Raw genomic sequence first — 24,674 nt, 5'->3', positions numbered from 1 at the left:
ATAAGTGTGGCAGACAAGTCTACAGATTTAACCGTCACTGAAGGCGGCTCAGATGGTGCACTGGTAGCAAGTTCCGATGTGGATGTGGAGAGTCAAAATCCAGATCTAGAAGAGCGCAGTGCGTCAAAATTCGATATGGCAGTGGGCGACCTCGATTTACTTCGTCAGGTTGTGCTTGTGCTGTCGATATCCATCTGTGTTGCATTGATCGTGATGCTGTTCTTTTGGGTCAAAGAACCGGAGATGCGCCCACTTGGTGCGTATGAGACCGAAGAATTGATCCCCGTTCTGGATTATCTGGACCAGCAGAAAATCAATTATAAGCTTGATGGCAATACTGTTTCTGTTGAATCGAGTGAGTACAACTCGATCAAACTTGGCATGGTTCGTTCCGGCGTTAACCAAGCTACAGAAGCAGGCGATGATATTTTGCTGCAAGACATGGGTTTTGGTGTTTCACAACGTCTCGAGCAAGAGCGTCTCAAACTCAGTCGAGAGCGCCAATTGGCTCAAGCAATTGAAGAAATGAAGCAAGTTCGCAAAGCACGAGTGTTATTGGCACTGCCAAAGCACAGCGTGTTTGTGCGTCATAACCAAGAAGCGTCTGCGTCGGTATTTTTGACATTGTCGACAGGCACGAACCTTAAGCAGCAAGAAGTGGATTCTATTGTCGACATGGTAGCGAGTGCCGTGCCGGGAATGAAAACTTCTCGAATTACCGTCACAGATCAGCATGGCCGCTTACTCAGCTCAGGCTCCCAAGATCCCGCTTCTGCGGCGCGACGCAAAGAACAAGAATTAGAACGCAGCCAAGAGCAAGCGCTGCGCGAAAAAATTGATTCCGTACTATTACCGATTTTAGGTTATGGCAACTATACGGCGCAGGTTGATATCCAAATGGATTTCAGTGCGGTTGAACAAACTCGCAAACGCTTTGATCCGAACACCCCTGCGACCCGCAGTGAGTACGCACTCGAAGATTACAATAACGGTAACATGGTAGCGGGTATTCCGGGTGCGTTGAGTAATCAGCCTCCAGCGGATGCCTCAATTCCGCAAGATGTGGCTCAAATGAAAGATGGTTCTGTCATGGGGCAGGGGTCAGTTCGTAAAGAGTCCACGCGTAACTTTGAGCTAGATACCACCATCAGCCACGAGCGAAAGCAGACAGGGACGGTGGCTCGTCAGACCGTTTCTGTTGCGATTAAAGACCGTCGTCAAGTTAACCCTGATACGGGTGAAGTGACTTATACCCCAATGTCCGAATCTGAAATCAATGCCATTCGCCAAGTATTAATTGGTACTGTTGGCTTTGATCAAGGCCGTGGCGATTTGCTGAATGTATTGAGTGTAAAGTTTGCTGAGCCAGAGGCTGAGCAGCTAGAAGAACCACCAATTTGGGAGCACCCTAACTTCAGTGATTGGGTTCGTTGGTTCGCAAGTGCATTAGTGATTATTGTGGTTGTGTTGGTTCTGGTTCGCCCAGCAATGAAGAAATTGCTTAACCCTACCAGCGATGATGAAGACGAAATGTACGGACCAGACGGCTTGCCGATTGGTGCGGATGGTGAAACTAGCTTGATTGGCAGTGACATCGAAAGCAGCGAACTGTTCGAGTTTGGCTCAAGTATTGATTTGCCAAACCTTCATAAAGATGAAGATGTATTGAAAGCGGTTCGCGCTCTGGTTGCGAATGAACCTGAACTGGCTGCTCAAGTAGTGAAAAACTGGATGAATGACAATGGCTAACGATATCGTACCTCAAGATGACAACGCCGCGGGAATGCCAGTAGAGCTGGATGTTTCAACCATTACTGGCGAAGAAAAAGCGGCAATTTTGCTACTGAGCCTTAATGAACAAGATGCAGCTGGCATTATCCGTCACCTAGAACCAAAACAGGTTCAGCGTGTTGGTAGTGCGATGGCTCGCGCGAAGGATCTCAGCCAAGACAAGGTATCTGCTGTTCATCGTGCGTTTTTGGAGGATATCCAGAAATACACCAACATTGGTATGGGCAGCGAAGACTTTATGCGTAATGCACTGGTTGCCGCTCTTGGTGAAGACAAAGCCAACAACTTAGTTGACCAGATCCTACTTGGTACGGGCTCAAAAGGTTTGGATTCTTTGAAATGGATGGACCCACGCCAAGTGGCGAGCATTATTGTCAATGAACACCCACAGATTCAAACTATCGTACTGTCTTATTTAGAAGCAGACCAATCTGCAGAGATTTTGTCTCAGTTCCCTGAGCGCGTGCGTTTGGATCTGATGATGCGTATTGCCAACCTTGAAGAAGTTCAGCCATCAGCATTGGCAGAGCTGAACGAAATCATGGAGAAACAGTTCGCGGGTCAAGCGGGTGCACAAGCAGCCAAAATTGGCGGCCTGAAAGCAGCAGCGGAGATCATGAACTACCTAGACAACAACGTCGAAGGTTTGTTGATGGAACAAATTCGCGATCAGGACGAAGACATGGCGACGCAAATCCAAGACCTAATGTTTGTCTTCGAAAACTTAGTCGAAGTGGACGACCAAGGTATTCAGAAGTTGCTGCGTGACGTACCACAAGACGTGTTGCAAAAAGCACTCAAAGGTGCAGATGACTCGTTACGTGAGAAAGTCTTCAAGAACATGTCTAAACGTGCTGCTGATATGATGCGTGATGACATAGAAGCGATGCCGCCAGTACGAGTGGCAGATGTAGAAGCCGCTCAGAAAGAAATCTTAGCAATTGCCCGTCGAATGGCGGATGCTGGTGAGCTCATGTTGTCTGGCGGTGCTGACGAATTCTTATAATTTCTATTGCTTCGCAATTATCTTATTGCGGAGCACCCTCACTTCTTAATCGAACACACAATAGGTAACCCATGGCTGGCGATAGAAAACGTGGATTTATCCGTCCTGATGAAGATGATTCGATGATCGAACCTCAACGTTGGGGGCTGCCTGATTATGGCGAGCCTAAAGCCAAACAAGCAAAACAAACCGCGTTCAACTATGACCCGGGGTGGGTGCCGAATTTTGATGAGCCTGAAGAAGAGCAGCCACTTGCGCTAACCGAAGAGCAAATTGAACTGATTAAGCAAGGTGCTTATCAAGAAGGCTTACATCAAGGTCAGGAAGCTGGCTTTAAGCAAGGTTACGACAAAGGTAAAGAAGAAGGGTTGCAAGCCGGCCATGCTGAAGGTCTTGAGCTCGGAAAAGCTGAAGGGGTGACTGCAGGGCAAGAATACATTCAGCAGCAAGTTGAAACCTTTATGAACTTGGCCAATCAGTTTGCTCAACCTTTGGAGTTGATGAATGCTCAGGTTGAAAAGCAGCTGGTGGATATGGTGCTCTGTTTAGTTAAAGAAGTGGTGCACGTTGAAGTACAAACCAACCCTCAAATTATTTTAGATACGGTGAAGCAGTCGGTCGAAGCGCTACCAATATCAGGCCACCCTATTACCTTGCACCTGAATCCAGAAGATGTCGCGATTATTCGTTCAGCTTATGGTGAAGAAGACCTTAATTGTCGCAACTGGACGTTAGTTGCTGAGCCATCGCTCAATCGAGGTGACGTCCAGATTGAAGCCGGTGAATCAAGCATTAATTATCGCATGGAAGAACGCGTCAAAAGTGTATTGCACAGCTTTTGTGGCGCAAACCGTCATCAAGAGGGTGAGTAATCCATGCAAGCACTCGCTGACCGCTTAAAAAGCTACAAAGTTGAAGGCCTTACGACGCGCCCTGTCGCCTCTGGCAAACTGGTGCGTGTGGTTGGGTTAACGTTGGAAGCGACCGGCTGTCGCGCACCAATTGGCAGTTTATGCTTAGTGGAAACCATGTCAGGTCAGATGGAAGCCGAGGTTGTCGGCTTTTCAGGTGACAACCTATTTTTAATGCCAAGCGAACAAATTACGGGCATTTTACCTGGCGCGAGGGTCACCCCTTTAACCAGTGACGCTGGTTTGCCTGTCGGCATGGAGTTACTTGGGCGCGTGATAGACGGGGTTGGGAATCCACTTGATGGACTTGGCCCTTTGTATACCGATCACCGTGCCTCTTTTAATGCCGAGCCGATCAACCCGTTGGCTCGAAAACCAATTTCTGAACCGCTCGATGTTGGCCTAAAAGCCATCAATGGTTTGTTGACGGTTGGTAAAGGTCAGCGTATCGGTCTGTTTGCAGGTTCTGGTGTGGGTAAATCGGTCACGCTTGGCATGATGACGCGAGGCACCACCGCACAGGTTGTGGTCGTCGGCCTGATAGGTGAGCGTGGACGTGAAGTTAAAGAGTTCATCGAAGAGATCTTGGGTGAGGACGGTCGTCGCCGCTCAGTGGTGGTCGCGGCGCCTGCCGATGCTTCACCTCTAATGCGCTTAAAGGGGTGCCAAACGGCATTAACGATTGCTGAATACTTCCGAGACCAAGGGTTAGATGTTCTGCTATTGATGGACTCGTTGACTCGTTTTGCACAAGCACAGCGTGAAATCGCACTTTCTGTTGGTGAGCCGCCAGCGACGAAAGGTTACCCGCCTTCTGTATTTGCCAAGCTGCCAGCGCTGGTTGAGCGAGCGGGTAATGGAAGTGCCGAGCAAGGCTCGATTACGGCGTTCTTTACCGTGTTGACCGAAGGGGATGATTTGCAAGATCCGATAGCGGACGCATCGCGAGCTATTCTTGATGGCCATATTGTACTTTCTCGTGAAATGGCGGATGCAGGCCATTATCCGGCGATTGATGTCGAGAAGTCGGTGAGCCGTGTTATGCCGCAAATCACGACCGAAGAGCACGTTCTGATGTCAAAAGCGGTGCGACAGGTCTTGTCTATTTGTCGCAAGAATCAAGATTTGGTCTCGATTGGAGCGTACAAACCGGGTACCGATCCTGCTATTGATGGCGCATTTACTTTGAAACCGAAGTTAGACGAATACTTGCAGCAGAGCATGAAAGAATCAGTGTCATATGATATGTGCGTCAATATGCTTAGAAACATTTTGGGTGGGTGATAGCGCATGAATAATGCGATGGAGTTTCTACTTGAGCAAACTAAGGATCGTGAAGACCAAGCTGTGCTTGCACTGAACAAAGCGCGTTCTGAACTCGAAGATTATTACCGTCAGGTTGAACAAATTGAAAAGTATCGGCTTGATTATTGCCAGCAACTCGTCGACCGTGGTCAGGCGGGCCTAACGGCAAGTCAATATGGACACTTAAATCGATTCCTTACCCAGCTAGATGAAACTTTATCTAAGCAAAAGCAAGCAGAAAGTCATTTCAAAGAGCAGGTTGAAAACTGTAAAGAATATTGGTTAACCGTGCGTAAAGAACGCAAATCCTATGAGTGGATGATAGATAAACGCGAAAAAGAGAAACAACTTGCTGAAGCTAAGCGCGAACAAAAGCAAATGGACGAGTTTTCCACCTTACTTTATAGTCGAAAACCACATCGTTTCTAAACGTTATCGGTTCGATATTGCATTACGGTGTTGCAGTTGACTACATCTCTACCGATTCAAGTAAGGTAACTTTGATTGAGTCTTGTTCAATTAGCTCAAATACCTTCGGTCGAATCTCGCGAACCCACCACTCGTTGTATGTTTTTTCGTAGAGAGCCTGGCGTGCTTGTTCATTGTCGAACTCTCTAAGCCAAACAAAATAGTCATGTCCATCATCACCAGTGTGGACGTAAGTATTCAGTACACGCATGCCTTGTGAGCGTTGATAGGGCAACAGTTCTTCCTTCATCCAACTTAGCCACTGTTCTGTTTTGCCTGCTCTGATTCTATATTGGCGTAATTCTGTGATCTTCAAAGTGATTCCTTAATTGTTAAGTCAAATGTCTGTTTACGCTTATCGTTTTTCAAAGTCAATCAAGTAGCTGTACATCATGTTAGGAACCAGGTTCTCGGATAGTACTGTTGATGTTTGTTCCATAAACATGCCATCTATTAGCTTACCGAGAATTGGCTCAATATTGTGGTGTGATTTTTGCATTTTGGCTGTCAGTGTCGGGTCTTTTTGACCTTTGTTTGCCGCCAGTATTGCTGCCTGCCAGCGATATACTCAGAGCCACGAGAACGAGAGTTTCTAAATGAGTGTGAATTTGTCCCATGTATCTGCGACTACCAAGACGCCAGTTTCTGATGTGTCCGCTAAAGCGTCCGCAGAGAGCACTGAGAGCAAGGGATTTTTAGAAACGTTAACCGATGCATTTGCTGGTAAACAAAAGCCCGAAAAAGTAGCAACAGAATCGACAGTGGTTGAAGAAAAAGAAAGAGCGGATGTAGGCAGTACTTCTTCTGCTAACGTCTCGGACGAATTGTTGGCGCAAGAAAGCCAAGAATCCGTCAGTGACGGGACCCATGATTTTGATGAAATATTAGCAAACAAACCGAATGCAACCTTAAGTGAAGAAGTAAGTTTACAAAAGGCGAGTAACAGCACACCTTTGGAGCATGATGTTGAAGCTATTGAAAAAGTGAAATCAACATCAATTGATACGAGTAACCCATCAAATACAATGGACGTAAAAAGCACGATGGGCGAAGGACAACAGCTTCTTGGTCGAATTGAACAAGCGAATCAAACCCTGAATGCGAGTAATGCATCCATCGATAGTGGCAAAGTTTTGCCTCAGAGCGCGAATTTAGTGCATTCGTTCCACGAGCAAGCAACCGTTTCGACACACCTTGATGAGCTGGCTTTGAATGAAACGCCATCAGTTCATTCGCTTGAACAAGCACAGATGATCCCAGGACAAGACTTAGAGCCAATTTTAGATAAGAATGGTCAACCTATCGATGTCGACAAACTTTCGTCTGAGTTTGCTGCTTGGCAAGAGCTAGCGAAACAAGCCAGCCATCCGACGGCTAAGAGCGCAGTCAGTGGTGAAGTAGCTAATGATCTGTCGCCGTTGTTAACAGACGTTGATGGTTCCAACATCGACGCGCTTCCACGAGTCTCCTTGGATGAACTTGAAGTTATAGATACTAAGTTGGCGCAAGGAAAACCACTGACTCAGCAAGAAGCTCAGATCATTGAAGGGTTGAAACAAGGAACGATCACGGCGGATATTCCTGAGCAAGACCTTGCCCAATTTGTTGCGCTCCCTAATGACATTAAACAGATTCTCGCAGAGCAACAAGTACAACATAATTTAACTCGCCAGGCTGGACCTATGGCAGTGTCTCAGCAAATCCAGCATACAGCGGCTCAAGTACTCCAGCCACAAACTGCTCATAGTGGAGAAAAAGTCGCATTATCTTCAACGCCCGATACGTTGATAGCCGCGCAAGTGCCGACGTCGCTTCAAGGTGTGAAAGACGGAGAGATTAGCCAGAAAGTGATGAACGCAGCATTGTCGACTGGTGCGCTAAAGGCGACTGCGGATAAACAAGATAAGCCGGACCTCCAACACGGTTTCGCTGGACAGCTTCAGGCTATGGCAGGTCAGCAAGGAATTAATGTACAGCAACAAGCGCGTATTGATGCTGCACAACAAGCTCAGCTTCCGTTGCAACTAACTAAAGAGCTAGCCAACGAGCAAGTTGCGGAAAAAGTGCAAATGATGATGTCGAAGAATCTGAAAAATCTCGATATTCGTCTTGATCCACCAGAGTTAGGTCGTATGCAAATTCGTATGACCATGAATAATGACGTTGCCAATGTACATTTTACAGTGAACAACCCGCAAGCTCGTGACATTATTGAACAGACGCTCCCTCGTTTGAGAGAAATGTTAGCGCAACAAGGTATGCAGCTGGCTGATTCTTCCGTCCAGCAACAAAACAGCGGGCAACAGCAAGGTAGATATACTGCTGAACAACATGGTCAAAGCGCGCAAAGTGGCGGTTTTTCTGGACAGTCCGAAGAGGGTTTTGAATCTGATGTCAATCTGGATTTGAATGTCGCTTCAAAGCGTGATGGAATTAGTTTTTACGCATAAAAGGCCGTTTAACGGCAATGGAATATGGTTACCAAGCAACTCACTAAAACGTCTTGGTAACTCAAAAAAAACAATAAGAGACAAGAATGGCAGAAGAACAGTTACAAGGGGCCGATGCGCCGAAAGGAAAAAGCAAGTTACTTATCATCATCATCGCTGTTGTAGTATTACTACTTGGTGGCGGGGCAGCGGCATTTTTTCTAATGGGCTCTGATGAACCTGATCAGGCTGAATCGTCTCAACAGGCTCAAGTGAAGGCATCGGATGCTGCGCCCATCGCGTATGTGAATCTTCCTCAGGCATTTGTATTTAACGTTACTGGGGATAGCCGCGATAGGCTGGTTCAAATTAAAGCGCAGTTAATGGTTCGCGGTGCAGAAAATGAAGAGTTGGCGCGGTATCATTCGCCACTGATTGAAAGCTCTATGCTATCAACGTTTGCTTCCGCGACGGTTGATCAATTGCGCTCTCCTACAGGACGAGTGGAATTGCGCGATCGTGCTTCCGAAGATATCAAAGCAGCGCTGAATGCTGCGGTTGGTAAGCCAGTGATTGAAAAAGTACTGTTTACAGATTTTGTTATTCAATAGGTAAAACGTGACCGATCTATTAAGCCAAGACGAAATTGATGCGCTATTGCATGGGGTTGACGATGTTGATGACGTCGATGAACCGATAGAAAACGACACTGAGGGTGCCGTCAATTTTGATTTCTCGTCGCAAGACAGAATCGTACGTGGTCGAATGCCGACGCTCGAACTTATCAACGAGCGCTTTGCACGGCACATGCGTATTAGTCTGTTTAATATGCTGCGTAAAACGGCAGAGGTGTCGATCAATGGCGTGCAGATGATGAAGTTTGGTGAATACCAGAACACATTGTACGTGCCAACCAGTTTGAACATGGTGCGTTTTCGTCCGTTAAAAGGCACTGCGTTGATCACCATGGAGGCTCGTTTAGTCTTTATTCTGGTAGAAAACTTCTTTGGCGGTGATGGTCGATTCCACGCCAAAATCGAAGGCCGCGAATTTACCCCAACGGAACGCCGCATCATTCAGTTGTTACTGAAAATTGTATTTGAAGATTATAAAGAAGCGTGGTCGCCAGTGATGGGGGTAGAGTTCGAATATCTCGACTCTGAAGTAAACCCAAGTATGGCAAACATTGTCAGCCCGACAGAAGTGATTGTCGTGAGTTCCTTCCATATAGAAGTTGACGGCGGTGGCGGCGATTTTCATGTCGTTATGCCTTACTCCATGGTTGAGCCTATCCGTGAACTATTGGATGCAGGTGTTCAGTCCGACAAGATGGAAACGGACGTTCGCTGGAGCTCAGCACTACGTGAAGAGATCATGGATTGTCCGGTTAACTTCCGCGTGAACTTGCTCGAAAAAGACATTTCTTTGCGTGATCTCATGGAGCTGCAACCGGGCGATATCATCCCGATTGAAATGCCAGAACATGCGACGATGTTTGTAGAAGACCTACCGACCTATCGCGTAAAAATGGGTCGTTCGGAAGACAAATTAGCGGTGCAAATTTCTGAGGAAATTGAGCGCCCACATGTCGTCAAAACAGATTTAGCTTTCTTAGGTAAAGACATCATGTCCGAGCTTGAGAGTGAAGACGATATAGACCATTAAGATACCTTATTAAACAGACATGCTATGGCATGAGTTAGGCGTAACACAGGATAGAAAAATGGAACCAAGTGACGATCAAAAGCTAGCAGACGAATGGGCAGCCGCTCTTGGCGAAGACCCGTCTGCCCCTTCTGTAGACGTAGATGAAGTATTGGCTGCGCCACTGGAAGAGCTAAAAGACACTTCAAGCCCAATTAGCGAAGATGAGCGTCGTAAACTCGACACTATTATGGATATCCCGGTGACGATTTCGATGGAAGTCGGTCGTTCTCAAATTAGCATTCGGAACCTGTTGCAGCTTAACCAAGGTTCGGTTGTTGAGTTGGATCGTCTAGCCGGTGAGTCGCTCGACGTATTGGTTAACGGTACTTTGATTGCTCACGGCGAAGTCGTGGTCGTCAACGATAAGTTTGGTATCCGTTTGACGGATGTGATCAGCCAAACTGAACGAATTAAGAAGCTGCGTTAAGATGAGTCGTTCAATCAAAATGCGATTGAAGCAAATCACTGGAGCACTGAGCTTAATGCTAAGTGCTCCTTATGCATTCGCTGCCGCACCAAATAATCTGGATCTTGCGACGACACTTGGCTCGCTTGTGCTTGTAATCGGCGTGATTCTTTTGCTGGCTTGGTTGCTGAAACGTATGCAAGTGCCAGCGATGGGACAACAAAAGGGCTTGCGTATAGTGAGTCAGTTGCCAGTGGGTACAAAAGAAAGAATCGCAGTAGTTCAAGTGGGTGAAGAACAGTTTTTGGTTGGGATTACTAGCCAATCGATCCAAACTTTAGCCAAGTTAGATAAGCCACTGAAAGAGGAAGAGTTGGCGACCAATGCTTTTGCGACTCAATTTAGCCAGCTGATCAAAAAACATGACAAAGGGTAATCCAATTCGTTTGCTCCTGAGTACGTCGTTACTTTTTGTCGGCGTGCTGTTTTCTTCATTTACCTTTGCTGAAGCAGAGGAGTCAGCGCTGCCAGATAACTTAGCCGATGGAAGTGGTGTTACAGTTCAGGCTATGCAAAGTGATACTGGTGCTAGCCGTGCTATGTCCGTTTCTAGTGGCGGTGGTATTCCAGCATTCACCATGACCACGAACCCTGATGGCAGTGAAGACTACTCGGTTACACTACAAATTTTAGCGTTAATGACCATGCTTGGCTTCTTGCCTGCCATGGTGATTCTGATGACCTCGTTCACTCGAATTGTGGTGGTGATGTCGATATTGCGTCAGGCAATGGGTTTGCAACAAACGCCTTCTAATCAGGTCATTATTGGTATTGCGCTGTTTTTGACCTTTTTTGTTATGTCTCCTGTCCTGAACGAAATCAACGACAAAGCTGTTCAGCCTTATTTGAACGAGCAAGTTACGGCGCGAGAAGCGTTTGATGCTGCACAAGCGCCAATGAAAGCATTTATGCTTAAGCAGACCCGAATCAAAGATTTGGAGACGTTCGTAACCATGTCAGGAGAGCAAGTCGAGAATCCAGAAGATGTGTCGATGGCGGTGTTGATTCCGGCTTTTATCACCTCAGAGCTAAAAACTGCATTCCAAATTGGCTTTATGCTCTTCTTGCCGTTTTTGATTATTGACCTTGTAGTCGCTTCGGTACTGATGGCAATGGGTATGATGATGTTGTCACCAATGATTGTTTCGTTGCCGTTCAAGTTGATGTTGTTCGTATTGGTCGATGGTTGGAACTTGATACTCTCGACACTTGCGGGCAGCTTTGCCCTTTAGATAAGCGCAGATAGAGGATAAGACATGACACCAGAAATGTTTGTCGAGCTTTTCCGTGAAGCACTTTGGATGGTGCTTATCATGGTCTGCGCTATTATCATCCCAAGCTTGCTGATCGGCCTTGTAGTTGCGATTTTTCAAGCTGCGACATCCATCAACGAACAAACATTGAGCTTCTTACCGCGTTTGATTGTCACGCTTTTGGCCCTGATGCTGTTTGGGCATTGGATGACGCAAATGTTGATGGAATATTTCTATGGCTTGATTGAACGCTTACCTCAGGTGCTTTATTAGAGGCGCCTATGGAGTACCCCACTAGCGTTGTCTTAGATTGGATCGCAAACTACTTCTGGCCCTATGTTCGTATCTCATCCATGTTGATGGTGATGACAGTAACCGGGGCCCGATTTGTTTCGCCAAGAATCCGCCTTTACCTCGGTTTAGCCATCACTTTCGCTGTCATGCCAGCTATCCCCGCCGTACCTCAAGACATTGAGCTACTCTCGTTTCGTGGCTTCATGACCATTGCCGAGCAAATGATCATCGGCATAGCGATGGGTATGGTTACTCAATTTATGATTCAAACCTTTGTCCTGCTGGGTCAAATATTGGGTATGCAATCAAGTTTGGGCTTTGCTTCTATGGTCGATCCCGCAAATGGTCAGAACACGCCATTGCTTGGTCAGTTATTCATGTTCTTAACGACAATGTTTTTCCTTGCCACCGATGGACACTTAAAAATGCTGCAATTGGTGGTGTTCAGTTTTAAAACTTTGCCGATTGGCTCCGGCTCGCTCAACGCGGTTGATTTCCGTGAAATGGCAGGCTGGCTTGGTATTATGTTCCAAACTGCATTGAGTATGTCTCTATCCGGCATTATTGCACTACTGACCATTAACTTGTCGTTTGGTGTAATGACCCGTGCCGCACCACAGCTGAATATCTTCTCGCTTGGTTTTGCTTTTGCTTTGATGGTGGGTCTATTACTTTGTTGGTACATACTGGCTGGTCTATACAGTCATTATGAAATGTTCTGGACAGTGGGTGAGGCGCAGATTTGTCGGCTCATTCGCTTGGAGTGCTAAGATTTGGCAGAATCAGACGGTCAGGAACGCACCGAAGAAGCCACGCCCCGACGGTTACAACAAGCCAGAGAAAAGGGGCAGGTCGCTCGATCTAAAGAGCTTGCATCAGCATCTGTGCTGATCGTTGGCGCCATTTCATTGATGTGGTTTGGCGAGGCGTTAGCACGTTCATTGTTTTCCATCATGAGCCGTTTATTTGATCTTCAACGAGAAGAGATTTTCGATACTGCAAAACTGTTTGATATCGCTTTGGGCGCGATGAGTGATTTGTTGTTCCCACTATTTTTGGTGTTAGCGACATTGTTTACCGCCGCCATGATTGGAGCAGCAGGTGTGGGAGGAATCAGTTTTTCTGCCCAAGCGGCCATGCCCAAGCTGTCGAAAATGAATCCGCTTAGCGGCTTAAAGCGAATGGTTGGCATGCAAAGCTGGGTAGAGTTGATCAAATCAATCCTTAAAGTGGTTCTGGTCACTGGTGTCGCCATCTATTTGATCCAAGCATCGCAGGCCGATCTGATTCAATTGAGCATGGATGTGTATCCGCAAAACATCTTCCATGCTTTAGATATTTTGCTGAACTTTATTTTGCTGATCAGTTGCTCGCTATTGATTGTGGTTGCCATCGATATTCCATTTCAAATTTGGCAGCACGCCGATCAGTTAAAAATGACCAAGCAAGAAGTCAAAGACGAATACAAAGAGACTGAAGGTAAGCCGGAAGTGAAAGGCCGTATTCGTATGTTGCAAAGGGAAGCGGCTCAACGTCGAATGATGGCGGATGTTCCTCAAGCTGATGTTATTGTTACTAACCCTGAGCACTTCTCGGTAGCGCTTCGTTATAAGCAGAAGACAGACCGTGCGCCAGTCGTGATCGCTAAAGGTACTGACCACATGGCGATGAAGATTCGAGAAGTCGCCCGCGAACATGACATTACGATTGTGCCCGCACCACCTTTGGCTCGTGCGTTGTACCACACGACAGAGCTCGAGCAAGAGATCCCCGATGGGTTATTTACTGCCGTCGCTCAGGTTTTGGCATTTGTATTCCAATTGAAGCAATACCGAAAACGAGGTGGACAGCGCCCGAAAATTCAAGATTATGATTTGCCAATCCCGCCCGAGCACCGCCATTGATACGAAAAGCGGTAAAGCCTTAAAAAAGCTCGTTTGATCAAAAGCTAAGCTCTATTTGAGTGTTTAGTCATTATTTTGGCGCTAATTATGGTACATAGATTGCTTAAAACGCTTTAATTATCAACCCTACCTAAACTTTTAGGCTAAAGCGGTCGCGTATTAATAGTAAGAGCTTACGTGACGCTTCAATCGATTGAGATCTCTCGCAGTATGAAGTTAAGCCTGCCGTTTGCAGATAAATTGCCACGAATCCCTCAACGTGAAATGCCAGCTATTGGTGCTCCGGTGATGGTTTTGGCCACCCTAGCGATGGTGGTACTGCCGATTCCAGCATTTTTGCTGGATATGTTCTTCACCTTTAACATCGCGCTGTCGATGGTGGTGTTGTTAGTGACCGTTTACACACGTCGCCCTTTGGACTTCGCTGCTTTTCCAACGGTATTGCTGATCGCCACGTTGCTCCGCTTGGCTTTGAACGTTGCCTCGACTCGTGTCGTCTTACTGCATGGTCATGAAGGCGGTAATGCGGCAGGTAACGTAATTGAGGCGTTCGGTAACGTCGTTATTGGTGGTAACTACGCGGTCGGCCTAGTGGTTTTCCTCATCTTAATGATCATCAACTTTATGGTGGTGACCAAAGGTGCGGGTCGTATCTCTGAGGTAAGTGCTCGCTTTACGCTTGATGCGTTGCCGGGTAAGCAAATGGCGATTGATGCCGACTTGAATGCCGGATTGATAGACCAAGAGCAGGCAAGAGTTCGTCGTTTTGAAGTGACCAAAGAAGCGGATTTCTATGGCTCGATGGATGGTGCCTCGAAGTTCGTAAAAGGTGACGCGATTGCCGGTATTTTGATTCTGTTTATCAACATCGTCGGCGGTCTGTCTATCGGTATGGCGCAGTATGGATTGGGTTTCGGTGAAGCGATTGAAATCTATACCTTACTGACAATCGGTGATGGTTTGGTCGCACAAATCCCATCGCTATTGCTGTCGATTGCAGCGGCAATGATGGTGACGCGCCAAAACACCGATGAAGACATGGGGGAACAACTGGTCTTCCAGATGTTCGACAACCCAAAAGCGCTGATGATTACTGCGGCTATTCTTGGTGTGATGGGCATCGTACCGGGCATGCCACACTTTGCGTTTTTGAGCCTTGCAGTCGCGGCCGGTGCAGCGGCATATTTCATCGACAAACGGCAGAAGCAGAAAGCGAAAGAGCCCGCTTTACCAGCAACAGCAGACGAAGGTGCAGAACCTTCCTCACAGCGCGAACTGTCTTGGGATGACGTCCAGCCAGTCGATATTATTGGCTTGGAAGTCGGTTATCGCTTAATCCCTTTGGTGGACAGAGACCAAGGTGGGGAACTGTTAGAGCGCGTAAAAGGCGTGCGTAAAAAGTTATCGCAAGATTTTGGGTTCCTAATTCCAGCGGTTCATATTCGTGACAATCTTGAGCTGACCCCAAACAGTTACCGAATTACATTGATGGGAGTTGCGGTGGGCGAAGCAGAGATTCGTCCGGATCAAGAGCTAGCGATTAACCCAGGTCAGGTGTATGGCATGATTGATGGTGAGCCAACCATTGACCCTGCTTTTGGACTGGAAGCCGTATGGATCCGAGAAGATCAGCGAGAGCACGCGCAGGCTCTGGGTTATACGGTTGTTGATTCATCAACGGTATTAGCGACGCACCTAAGCCAGCTATTGACCAACAACGCATCACAGCTAATTGGCCATGAAGAAGTAGAGAATTTATTAGAAATGTTGGGACGCAGCGCGCCTAAGTTGGTCGAGAACTTTGTTCCTGACCAATTACCATTAGGTGTGGTGGTGAAAGTCCTACAAAACTTGTTAAACGAGGCCATTCCAATCCGCGATATTCGCACGATTGTTCAAACTTTGGCTGAGTACTCAAGTAAGAGTCAAGAAGCTGACATATTGACGGCAGCAGTTCGAATTAGTCTTAAACGCCTAATTGTTCAAGAAATCAATGGTATAGAGCCTGAGCTACCAGTGATTACTTTGATACCCGAACTGGAACAAATATTGCATCAAACTATGCAAGCATCAGGAGGCGAATCCGCGGGGATTGAACCGGGACTCGCTGAGCGATTGCAATCTTCACTAAGCCAAGCGACACAGGAACAAGAACTGAAAGGCGAACCTGCCGTTCTGCTTACTTCCGGTGTATTACGCTCGACATTGGCAAAATTTGTGAAGAACACAATACCTAATCTCCGGGTACTGTCTTACCAAGAAATCCCGGATGAAAAACAGATCAGAATTGTGCAAGCCGTGGGTAACTGATCTCACGCATCATTAATGGATTCATAGTTTGAAAATAAAGCGATTTTTTGCCAAAGACATGAGAACGGCGCTGCTCCAAGTGAAAGAGGAGTTAGGCGCGGAAGCGGTGATCATGTCAAACAAGAAAGTGGCTGGTGGAGTAGCGATTGTTGCGGCGATAGATAGTGAATCTAATCCGCCTCAAGCAAGCGCAGCGTCACAGCAAAATCGCGGTGCTTCTCAATCGAATCGCTATAACGAACATCGTCAAATGTCATCGTCTTCTGCTGATCGTTACCAAGATCGTCATTTAGATGAAGATAAAATTAGCCTGAACAGTAATAACAGTAACAATGAAAAAACAGGCTCAATGACGCAGCGATTCGCTAATATGCTTAAGCAATATAGCGGTGGTGCAGCAGATGCTGACGACCACGTAGCGGAAAATGAAGATTCGCTCTCTGCTTTGCTGCAACGCCAAAATAAGCATCGCGACGGCTACAACCAAGAAAAGCCAGCGCCATATCAACCAGATTCACCTTTGGCGAAGCTAATCGCACAGGACAATCGATTTGAACGTCCGACGCCCAAGCTGGACCCGACGCGCTATGACCGACGTCGCCCAAGTGATGAGCGTGACGAATCGGCCGATGAGCTAGAAAGCATGCGCGAAGAGATGACGTCAATTCGTCGTCTGTTGGAGCACCAAGTTTCTGGCCTGATGTGGCAAGAAGTAGAACGCCGTGAGCCGCTAAGAGCAATGCTGATTAAGCGCTTAGAGCGAATGGGCGTTTCTCCGGAGTTAGCAGACCAGATGGCCTGTTATATTCCGGAAGATACAAAGCCAGCGCGAGCGTGGAAAGCGTTATTGTCGCTGGTGGCGGATCAAATCAATATTCCTAAACAGGACATTTTAAAACGTGGTGGCGTAGTCGCATTGTTGGGTCCGACTGGGGTTGGGAAAACAACAACCGTAGCGAAACTCGCAGCACGCGCAGCCATGGAATACGGTGCCGACAATGTGGCCCTTGTGACAACAGATACATATCGCATAGGTGCACATGAGCAACTCTCAATTTACGGAAGAATCATGGGTTGTCCCGTAAGAGTTGCTAAAGATTCTAACGAGTTAGCCGATGTTATATATCAGCTAAGAAACAGAAGACTGATTTTGGTCGATACGGCAGGGATGGGGCAACGAGATGTGAGGCTTTCCGAGCAGCTCGACACTCTAATGCAAGAGAGCGGAGAAGTGATTCACAGCTACCTTGTTTTGCCGGCTACCGCACAACGTCGTGTTCTACAAGAAACGCTGGATCACTTCCGACGTATACCACTTTCGGGTTGTATTATGACGAAGCTTGATGAGTCATTAAGCCTAGGCGAATTCATCAGTGTAGTGATTCAAAACGCAATGCCAGTAGCTTACATCGCTAATGGTCAGCGCGTACCAGAAGACATTGTGATAGCGCAACCAAAATATATGCTTGCGAAAGCAAATGAACTGTTAGAGAAGTCGACAGAGAACGAACCTCACTTTTGGAACAGTGACAGTGAAGGACTCTAAGGCGGCGGACTACTATGACTGAGAATATGATACACGATCAAGCAAGCGGCCTCCGTCGCTTAACACAACCATCGTTGACCAAAGTGATTGCTGTTACTGGCGGCAAAGGTGGTGTGGGGAAATCAAACGTAACACTGGGTCTGGCGATTTGTATGGCTCGCCAAGGCAAGAAGGTGATGGTTCTCGACGCTGATTTAGGTCTGGCCAATGTGGACGTGATGCTCGGAATTCGTGCAAAACGTAATCTAGGACATGTCTTAGCGGGTGAATGTGAGCTAAAAGATGCGATTGTCGAAGGGCCTTATGGTATAAAGATAATTCCTGCAACTTCTGGCACACAGAGCATGACAGAGCTTTCTCACGCTCAGCATGCTGGACTCATCCGAGCATTTGGTAGTCTTGAAGACGAAATGGATGTCCTGCTGATTGATACCGCTGCTGGTATCTCTGACATGGTAATCAGTTTTTCGCGAGCAGCTCAAGATGTGGTTGTAGTTGTGTGTGATGAACCGACGTCAATCACAGATGCCTATGCATTAATCAAGCTGTTGAGTAAAGAACACCAAGTTCAACGCTTTAAAGTTGTAGCAAATATGGTCAGAAGCTACCGTGAAGGGCGAGAATTGTTTGCAAAGTTGACACTAGTCACAGAGCGATTCTTGAATGTTAGCCTTGAACTCGTAGCATGTATTCCATTAGATGATAAAGTACGACAGGCTGTAAAAAGACAAAAAATTGTCGTTGATGCGTTCCCACGCTCGCCTGCCGCTTTAGCTATCAGCTCACTAGCAAACAAAGCGTTGACGTGGCCACTACCGAAAACACCAAGTGGACACTTGGAATTTTTTGTGGAAAGGTTGCTAAATCGTACCGAATTCGCAGAGGACCCTTTTGGTGAATAAAGCGATAACCTATGACCAACATGGCAAATTTAATAGCCAGCAGGCGTTCATTGAACGTTATTCAGTGTTGGTTAAGCGCATTGCTCACCACCTACTAGGCCGTTTACCGCCGAGTGTTCAGGTAGAGGATTTAATTCAGGCCGGCATGATCGGTCTTATCGAAGCTCAGCAGAATTATGATGGTTCTAAAGGTGCGAGCTTTGAAACTTATGCAGGTATCCGTATTCGTGGCGCAATGTTAGATGACATGCGTAAAGGCGATTGGGTACCGCGTTCTGTTCATAAAAATAATCGAGAGATTAACCAAGCGATTGCGGAGCTGGAAGGCGAATTAAATCGAGATCCTACTGATTCTGAAGTAGCCACGCATCTCGGTATGACACTGGATCAATATCATAGTGCTCTTACCGATATCAACTGCTCAAAATTAGTCGGTATTGAAGATTTAGGCGTTTCTGATGATGTGATTTCACCGGCGGATGAAACCGATGACAGCAACCCATTCAAAGGGGTAGTTGATGAATCATTTCGAAAAGCACTGGTTGAATCAATAAAACAGCTTCCAGAGCGTGAAGCTTTGGTTCTTTCGCTTTATTATGATGAAGAACTCAATTTGAAAGAAATTGGCGATGTGTTAGGCGTAAGCGAATCTCGCGTAAGTCAAATACTGAGTCAAGCGATGCAACGTTTACGTACCAAGCTCAGTGCGTGGACACAAAATGACTAAAAACACTGATTTTACGATTCAGTGGAGGCAATTTTGAATAAAAACATGAAGATCCTTATTGTTGATGATTTCTCAACAATGCGCCGTATTGTTAAAAACCTGCTTCGTGACTTGGGTTTCAATAACACTCAAGAAGCGGACGATGGTTTAACCGCATTACCAATGCTGAAAAAAGGTGACTTCGATTTTGTTGTAACTGACTGGAACATGCCAGGTATGCAAGGCATCGATTTGCTTAAACACATCCGCGCGGATGCAGAACTTAAGCATCTGCCAGTTCTAATGATCACGGCTGAAGCGAAGCGTGAGCAGATCATTGAAGCTGCTCAAGCAGGTGTAAACGGCTACATTGTTAAGCCATTTACTGCTGCAACATTAAAAGAAAAATTAGATAAAATTTTCGAGCGTTTATAACTCTCTCTTTCTCTTTGTTATTCGAGTCATTCATACCAATTATTAAATACCTATTAAATGACTCGTTTAGCGTTTTCAAAGTGATAAGAAGAACTAAACGTAAAAGGGTCTATTCAGAATGATCTCACTAGAGCAGGCGAAGTCACTCGTTCAAATGCTAGAAAACGGGGAACAAGACCAAGCCAATATGCTTGTTGCCTCGATCTACGAAGGTGCCGATAACCCAATGCTGCAAGAAATTGGAGCGTTAACTCGAGACCTTCACGAATCACTCAAGCAGTTCAGTCTCGATCAGCGCATGACCGAAATTGCGAAAGACGAAATCCCTAACGCTAGGGATCGTCTCAATTATGTGATCGAGAAGACAGAGCTTGCAGCCAACAAAACAATGGATGCGGTCGACTGCTGCCTTCCTATCGCTGATAACCTGCATGATTGCCTTCTAAAAGTTCGTCCTCAATGGAATGAACTCATGCACGGGCGCATAGAATTAAGCGAATTTAAAGCACTGTGTCACCGAATCGACGGGCTATTAGTGCAAGTCGAAGGTGACAGCACTGAATTGCGCGGCCAATTGACCGAAATTCTCATGGCGCAAGACTTCCAAGACCTAACTGGCCAAATCATTCGCCGCGTAATTACGTTGGTTAATGAAGTTGAAGGCCGCTTAGTGGAAATCCTAACCGTATTCTCTGGAAATAAACTTGAAGAACATATTCAAGTTTTGTCAGAACCGGCAGATAAAAAGAATACACAAACAAGCGAAGCCGAAGGCCCGATTCTTCATCCAGAACTGAGAGAAGATGCGGTTTCATCGCAGGACGAAGTTGATGACTTGTTGTCCAGTCTTGGATTTTAAAGGTAACGTATGAGCTACGATTTAGACGAAGATATTCTTCAGGACTTTCTCATTGAGGCTGGGGAAATTCTCGAGCTGCTTTCTGAGCAGTTGGTTGAATTGGAAAATAACCCAGAAGACAAAGACTTACTTAATGCTATTTTCCGCGGGTTTCATACCGTAAAAGGCGGTGCCGGCTTCCTTTCATTGGCAGAGCTAGTCGATACTTGTCATGGTGCGGAGAACGTGTTCGACGTTTTACGAAACGGTCAACGCACGGTAACGCAAAACTTAATGGATACGATGCTAAAAGCCTTGGATACGGTTAATACCCAGTTCCAGGCTGTTCAAGATCGTGAGCCGTTAGAAGCTGCGGACCCTGAGCTTCTTGAAGAACTTCATCGTCTATGCAAACCTGAGTCAGAAGATGAAGTAGCGGCAACCGTAGTTGAAGAACCAGTGGCTACTCCAGAGCCTATTATTCCCGAGCCTATCATCGAAGAACCTGCTGCGCCGTCAGCACCATCAAGTGTCGGCTCTGTTGATGAAATTACCCAAGACGAATTCGAAAAGCTACTTGATGAGCTTCATGGTAAAGGTTCAGCGCCAGGCGCTTCAATGTCTGCGACATCTACAACGCCATCTGAACCGCCTCAATCGAGTGCGCCATCAGTTGAAAGTGGTGATATCACTGATGATGAGTTTGAACGTTTACTCGATGAACTGCACGGTGTAGGAAAAAGCCCTTCTACGGCAGAGGCTGCTGCATCTGCATCCGTACCAGTAGAGCCACCTAAAGCGGCAGAGCCTTCCGTTCCAGTGTCATCTTCATCAAATCAAGACAGTGACTTAATGACGGACGAAGAGTTCGAAAAGTTACTCGATGAGCTACATGGTTCAGGTAAAGGTCCAACGCTAGAAGAATTGGATATGGCAACGAAGCCTGCTTCAGCAAACGTAGAGCAAAGCCCTGCGAAACCTGAGCCTGTTGCTAAGCCAGCACCCGTTCAAACAGCGCCAGCACCAAAGCCAGAATCTAAACCAGTCGCCGTAAAAGAAGAAGCTAAAGCACCAGCGGTTAAAAAACCTCAGGCTGAAGCAACCGTTCGTGTTGATACCTCGACGCTTGATACCATCATGAACATGGTGGGTGAGCTCGTATTGGTTCGAAACCGCCTATTAAGCCTTGGTTTGAATAGCGACAACGAAGAGATGTCCAAAGCGGTCGCTAACCTTGATGTGGTAACTGCGGATCTACAAGGCGCGGTAATGAAAACGCGTATGCAGCCAATTAAGAAAGTGTTTGGCCGTTTCCCGCGCGTTGTCCGTGACTTGGCTCGTAACCTAAATAAAGACATCGTGCTAGAAATGCGCGGTGAAGAAACCGATCTCGATAAGAACCTTGTAGAAGCATTGGCCGATCCGTTGATTCACTTGGTACGTAACTCGGTTGATCACGGTATTGAAATGCCAGACGCACGCGCGAAGGCCGGCAAATCACGCACAGGTAAAGTGATTTTGTCAGCATCGCAAGAAGGGGACCATATTGAACTATCCATCGTAGATGATGGTGGCGGTATGGACCCGAACAAACTGCGTGGCATCGCGGTGAAGCGTGGCATGATGGATGAAGATGCGGCGGCACGTTTAACAGATAAAGAGTGCTTCAACCTTATCTTCGCACCTGGTTTCTCAAGTAAAGATAAAATTTCTGACATCTCTGGTCGTGGTGTGGGTATGGACGTGGTTAAGACGGCGATCAATACCTTAAACGGTTCAATCGATATCGATTCTGAGCTAGGCAAGGGCACTAAGATTACGATCAAAGTACCACTAACGTTAGCGATTTTACCGACTCTGATGGTTGGTGTTGGCGGTCATCCGTTTGCTCTACCACTGGCTTCGGTGAGTGAAATTTTCCACTTAGATCTTAGCCGTACAAACGTGGTAGATGGTCAGCTGACGATCATTGTACGTGAGAAATCTATCCCACTATTTTACTTACAAAACTGGTTAGCATCCAAATCGCAAAACGTCCAAGAGCGTACTGGTCACGGTCACGTGGTGATTGTACAGATTGGTAACCAACGCGTTGGTTTTGTTGTGGATACGCTTATTGGTCAAGAAGAAGTGGTTATTAAGCCACTCGATAATCTATTACAGGGCACTCCAGGTATGGCTGGTGCGACAATTACTAGCGATGGCCACATTGCATTAATTCTAGATGTGCCTGATTTACTTAAGCGATACGCTGCGGCTTCACGCCTTTAAGCAAAGCTGACGTTATTAAAAGGAATAAGATGGCGATTAAAGTACTAGTCGTTGATGATTCGAGTTTTTTCCGACGTCGCGTGAGCGAAATCATCAACTCAGAATCGCGCCTAGAAGTGATTGACGTTGCGGTAAATGGTAGAGAGGCGGTTGAGAAAGCCAAATCTCTCAAACCTGACGTCATCACGATGGATATTGAAATGCCAGTGATGGATGGCATTACAGCTGTACGTGAAATAATGGCCGCTGCTCCAACGCCAATTCTAATGTTTTCGTCCCTGACCCACGACGGGGCGAAAGCTACGCTTGATGCGCTAGATGCGGGCGCATTGGACTTCTTACCGAAAAAGTTTGAGGACATTGCGCGTAACCGTGAAGAAGCGGTGTCATTACTTCAACAGCGTGTGATTCAGATTGCCTCGAAGCGCGCTTTCATGCGTCGACCTATCGCTCGCCCAACAGCGAGTACCAGCACGACTACTCGATCATTAGGTTCAAGAACGGCTTCACCTGTGACTCCAACACCAACTCGACCTGCTGCGACAAAGTACCGTGCTTCTGGTAAGAAGTATCAACTGACGGCAATTGGCACATCAACAGGTGGCCCCGTTGCTCTACAAAAAATTCTGACGCGTTTGCCGATGAACTATCCGCATCCGATTGTATTGATTCAACACATGCCAGCAACGTTTACTGCTGCGTTTGCTAGTCGTTTGAACACCTTGTGTAAGATTCAAGTGAAAGAAGCACAAGATGGCGATGTGTTACAGCCCGGTGTGGCATACCTTGCACCAGGTGGGAAACAAATGATGGTGGATGGACGAGCGGGCGCTGCTCGTCTTCGCATTATTGATGGCGGCGACCGCATGAACTACAAACCATGTGTGGATGTGACTTTTGGTTCTGCCGCAAAAGTATATGGCGACAAAGTGCTCTCTTTAGTGTTGACAGGCATGGGTGCAGACGGTCGTGAGGGCGCTCGCATGTTGAAGTCTGCAGGCTCAACAATTTGGGCACAAGATGAAGAAAGTTGTGTTGTTTATGGCATGCCCCAAGCGGTTGCTAAAGCAGGCATTTCTTCAGAAGATTTACCGCTTGACCGCATTGCTGAACGCATGTTGGTGGAAGTTGGCCTAGCTTAGGATTCATCATGATTGTTTGGAGTGTAGCTAACCAGAAAGGAGGCGTGGGTAAAACCACCTCAACAGTGACATTGGCGGGCTTATTGAGCCAGAAAGGCCATCGAGTATTGATGGTTGATACTGATCCTCACGCCTCACTGACTACTTATCTCGGTTATGATCCTGATGCAGTAACTTCGAGCCTATTTGATTTATTCCAGTTGAAGACGTTTTCTCGTGAGACGGTTAAACCGTTGATTTTAGAAACAGAGCTGGAAGGAATGGATATCATTCCCGCGCATATGTCCCTTGCCACGCTTGATCGCGTAATGGGTAATCGCAGTGGTATGGGATTAATCTTAAAACGGGCGCTGCAAACTGTCTCACAAGACTATGACTATGTGTTGATTGACTGTCCGCCAATCCTTGGCGTGATGATGGTGAACGCGCTGGCAGCCAGTGACCGAATTTTGATTCCTGTTCAAACAGAGTTTTTGGCAATGAAAGGTCTAGAGCGCATGATGCGTACGCTAACCATTATGCAAAAATCTCGCCCGGGCGGTTTCAAAGTGACTATCGTCCCAACCATGTACGATAAGCGCACGAAAGCGTCATTGCAGACATTGATGCAACTGAAAAAAGATTACCCAAATCAAGTGTGGACCTCAGCGGTGCCTATTGATACCAAGTTCCGCGATGCCAGTTTAAAGCACTTGCCAGCGTCGCATTTTGCTTCTGGTAGTCGTGGTGTGTTTGCCTATAAACAGCTACTGATTTACCTGGAGAGGTTGGCGTTCGATGAGCAGTAATGATGTGCTGTCCAGTGAACAAGCACTTGATGACTACTTTAATGCATTACTGGATGATGAAACTGAAATAACGACTCTTGAGGAAGACCTTGACCTGTTGGCTCAAGAGGTATCATCTGCAGAGCCAGAGCCAGAGCCAGAGCCAGAGCCAGAGCCAGAGCCAGAGCCAGAGCCAGAGCCAGAGCCAGAGCCAGAGCCAGAG

The 24,674-nt window shown here is 46.8% G+C and carries 25 protein-coding genes and 1 pseudogene; 24 read left to right on the top strand and 2 right to left on the bottom strand.

The window, feature by feature from the left end:
* The first annotated feature begins 6 nt into the window (after positions 1-6).
* The 5 genes from fliF to fliJ all read left to right on the top strand — a co-directional run bounded on the left by fliF (position 7) and on the right by fliJ (position 5,442).
* Positions 7-1,749, top strand: a complete 1,743-nt coding sequence (gene fliF / locus MTF70_RS01610) for a flagellar basal-body MS-ring/collar protein FliF (protein WP_005380462.1) — start codon at positions 7-9, stop codon at positions 1,747-1,749.
* Complete coding sequence (gene fliG, locus MTF70_RS01605) at positions 1,742-2,797, top strand: flagellar motor switch protein FliG (protein WP_005380470.1); 1,056 nt, start codon at positions 1,742-1,744, stop codon at positions 2,795-2,797. The genes fliF and fliG overlap by 8 nt, the downstream gene beginning before the upstream one ends.
* A 71-nt stretch (positions 2,798-2,868) precedes the next feature.
* Positions 2,869-3,669: a flagellar assembly protein FliH gene (gene fliH / locus MTF70_RS01600; RefSeq protein WP_005394317.1), complete on the top strand. Its 801-nt coding sequence runs from the start codon at positions 2,869-2,871 to the stop codon at positions 3,667-3,669.
* A 3-nt stretch (positions 3,670-3,672) separates the two neighbouring features.
* The gene (fliI, locus tag MTF70_RS01595; RefSeq protein ID WP_132936877.1) at positions 3,673-4,992 is read left to right on the top strand and encodes a flagellar protein export ATPase FliI; all 1,320 of its coding nucleotides are present in this window, start codon (positions 3,673-3,675) and stop codon (positions 4,990-4,992) included.
* Positions 4,993-4,998: 6 nt separating this feature from the next.
* On the top strand, positions 4,999-5,442 hold the full coding sequence (gene fliJ, locus MTF70_RS01590; RefSeq protein ID WP_005380474.1) for a flagellar export protein FliJ: 444 nt from the start codon (positions 4,999-5,001) through the stop codon (positions 5,440-5,442).
* Positions 5,443-5,482: 40 nt separating this feature from the next.
* Here the strand turns inward: fliJ and MTF70_RS01585 are convergent, their stop codons facing one another.
* The gene (locus MTF70_RS01585) at positions 5,483-5,797 is read right to left on the bottom strand and encodes an NIPSNAP family protein (protein WP_005380475.1); all 315 of its coding nucleotides are present in this window, start codon (positions 5,795-5,797) and stop codon (positions 5,483-5,485) included.
* A 39-nt stretch (positions 5,798-5,836) separates the two neighbouring features.
* Positions 5,837-5,980, bottom strand: a complete 144-nt coding sequence (locus MTF70_RS01580) for a hypothetical protein (RefSeq protein ID WP_005394314.1) — start codon at positions 5,978-5,980, stop codon at positions 5,837-5,839.
* Positions 5,981-6,077: 97 nt separating this feature from the next.
* Between MTF70_RS01580 and MTF70_RS01575 the strand changes: the two genes are divergently transcribed.
* The 19 genes and pseudogenes from MTF70_RS01575 to MTF70_RS01485 form a co-directional block, all read left to right on the top strand.
* A complete protein-coding gene (locus MTF70_RS01575) occupies positions 6,078-7,931 on the top strand; it encodes a flagellar hook-length control protein FliK (RefSeq protein ID WP_248393833.1) in 1,854 nt (617 codons plus the stop codon).
* Between the two features lie 86 nt (positions 7,932-8,017).
* The gene (gene fliL / locus MTF70_RS01570) at positions 8,018-8,521 is read left to right on the top strand and encodes a flagellar basal body-associated protein FliL (protein ID WP_172563524.1); all 504 of its coding nucleotides are present in this window, start codon (positions 8,018-8,020) and stop codon (positions 8,519-8,521) included.
* Positions 8,522-8,528: 7 nt separating this feature from the next.
* Positions 8,529-9,575 (top strand): flagellar motor switch protein FliM, encoded by a 1,047-nt coding sequence (gene fliM, locus MTF70_RS01565; RefSeq protein ID WP_005380478.1) that lies wholly within the window; start codon positions 8,529-8,531, stop codon positions 9,573-9,575.
* Positions 9,576-9,633: 58 nt separating this feature from the next.
* Positions 9,634-10,044 carry a flagellar motor switch protein FliN gene (gene fliN / locus MTF70_RS01560; protein ID WP_005380479.1) on the top strand — a complete coding sequence of 137 codons (411 nt, stop codon included), beginning with the start codon at positions 9,634-9,636 and terminating at the stop codon, positions 10,042-10,044.
* A 1-nt stretch (position 10,045) separates the two neighbouring features.
* Positions 10,046-10,459: a flagellar biosynthetic protein FliO gene (gene fliO, locus MTF70_RS01555; protein WP_005380480.1), complete on the top strand. Its 414-nt coding sequence runs from the start codon at positions 10,046-10,048 to the stop codon at positions 10,457-10,459.
* Positions 10,446-11,315: a flagellar type III secretion system pore protein FliP gene (fliP, locus tag MTF70_RS01550; protein ID WP_104979599.1), complete on the top strand. Its 870-nt coding sequence runs from the start codon at positions 10,446-10,448 to the stop codon at positions 11,313-11,315. The genes fliO and fliP overlap by 14 nt, the downstream gene beginning before the upstream one ends.
* A 24-nt stretch (positions 11,316-11,339) precedes the next feature.
* A complete protein-coding gene (fliQ, locus tag MTF70_RS01545) occupies positions 11,340-11,609 on the top strand; it encodes a flagellar biosynthesis protein FliQ (protein ID WP_005380488.1) in 270 nt (89 codons plus the stop codon).
* 8 nt (positions 11,610-11,617) lie between these two features.
* Complete coding sequence (gene fliR / locus MTF70_RS01540) at positions 11,618-12,400, top strand: flagellar biosynthetic protein FliR (RefSeq protein WP_005384463.1); 783 nt, start codon at positions 11,618-11,620, stop codon at positions 12,398-12,400.
* A gap of 3 nt (positions 12,401-12,403) precedes the next feature.
* Positions 12,404-13,534: a flagellar biosynthesis protein FlhB gene (gene flhB / locus MTF70_RS01535; protein ID WP_005380490.1), complete on the top strand. Its 1,131-nt coding sequence runs from the start codon at positions 12,404-12,406 to the stop codon at positions 13,532-13,534.
* A 210-nt stretch (positions 13,535-13,744) separates the two neighbouring features.
* On the top strand, positions 13,745-15,844 hold the full coding sequence (gene flhA, locus MTF70_RS01530; RefSeq protein WP_054576339.1) for a flagellar biosynthesis protein FlhA: 2,100 nt from the start codon (positions 13,745-13,747) through the stop codon (positions 15,842-15,844).
* A gap of 28 nt (positions 15,845-15,872) precedes the next feature.
* Entirely contained in the window at positions 15,873-17,390 is a 1,518-nt protein-coding gene (gene flhF, locus MTF70_RS01525; protein ID WP_017635950.1) for a flagellar biosynthesis protein FlhF, read from the top strand.
* Positions 17,391-17,404: 14 nt separating this feature from the next.
* Complete coding sequence (locus MTF70_RS01520) at positions 17,405-18,292, top strand: MinD/ParA family protein (protein WP_005380498.1); 888 nt, start codon at positions 17,405-17,407, stop codon at positions 18,290-18,292.
* Positions 18,285-19,019: an RNA polymerase sigma factor FliA gene (locus MTF70_RS01515; RefSeq protein WP_005380499.1), complete on the top strand. Its 735-nt coding sequence runs from the start codon at positions 18,285-18,287 to the stop codon at positions 19,017-19,019. The genes MTF70_RS01520 and MTF70_RS01515 overlap by 8 nt, the downstream gene beginning before the upstream one ends.
* Before the next feature lie 45 nt (positions 19,020-19,064).
* Positions 19,065-19,433, top strand: coding sequence for a chemotaxis response regulator CheY (cheY, locus tag MTF70_RS01510; RefSeq protein WP_017635949.1), 369 nt, complete (start codon positions 19,065-19,067; stop codon positions 19,431-19,433).
* A gap of 118 nt (positions 19,434-19,551) precedes the next feature.
* On the top strand, positions 19,552-20,292 hold the full coding sequence (locus MTF70_RS01505; RefSeq protein ID WP_005380502.1) for a protein phosphatase CheZ: 741 nt from the start codon (positions 19,552-19,554) through the stop codon (positions 20,290-20,292).
* A gap of 9 nt (positions 20,293-20,301) precedes the next feature.
* Positions 20,302-22,542 (top strand): chemotaxis protein CheA, encoded by a 2,241-nt coding sequence (locus MTF70_RS01500; protein WP_025767173.1) that lies wholly within the window; start codon positions 20,302-20,304, stop codon positions 22,540-22,542.
* A 29-nt stretch (positions 22,543-22,571) separates the two neighbouring features.
* Positions 22,572-23,684, top strand: coding sequence for a chemotaxis response regulator protein-glutamate methylesterase (locus MTF70_RS01495; protein WP_025767174.1), 1,113 nt, complete (start codon positions 22,572-22,574; stop codon positions 23,682-23,684).
* An 8-nt stretch (positions 23,685-23,692) separates the two neighbouring features.
* Positions 23,693-24,472: a ParA family protein gene (locus MTF70_RS01490; RefSeq protein ID WP_005380505.1), complete on the top strand. Its 780-nt coding sequence runs from the start codon at positions 23,693-23,695 to the stop codon at positions 24,470-24,472.
* Positions 24,462-24,674 (top strand): annotated as a pseudogene (locus tag MTF70_RS01485) (chemotaxis protein CheW); the annotation flags it as partial. The gene MTF70_RS01490 and the pseudogene MTF70_RS01485, both read left to right, overlap by 11 nt.

The organism is Vibrio sp. 2CM40D, from assembly GCF_023161825.1.
Taxonomy (GTDB): domain Bacteria; phylum Pseudomonadota; class Gammaproteobacteria; order Enterobacterales; family Vibrionaceae; genus Vibrio; species Vibrio alginolyticus.
The sequence above is the reverse complement of the archived record's forward strand: the minus strand, read 5'-3'. Positions and strand labels throughout refer to the sequence as shown.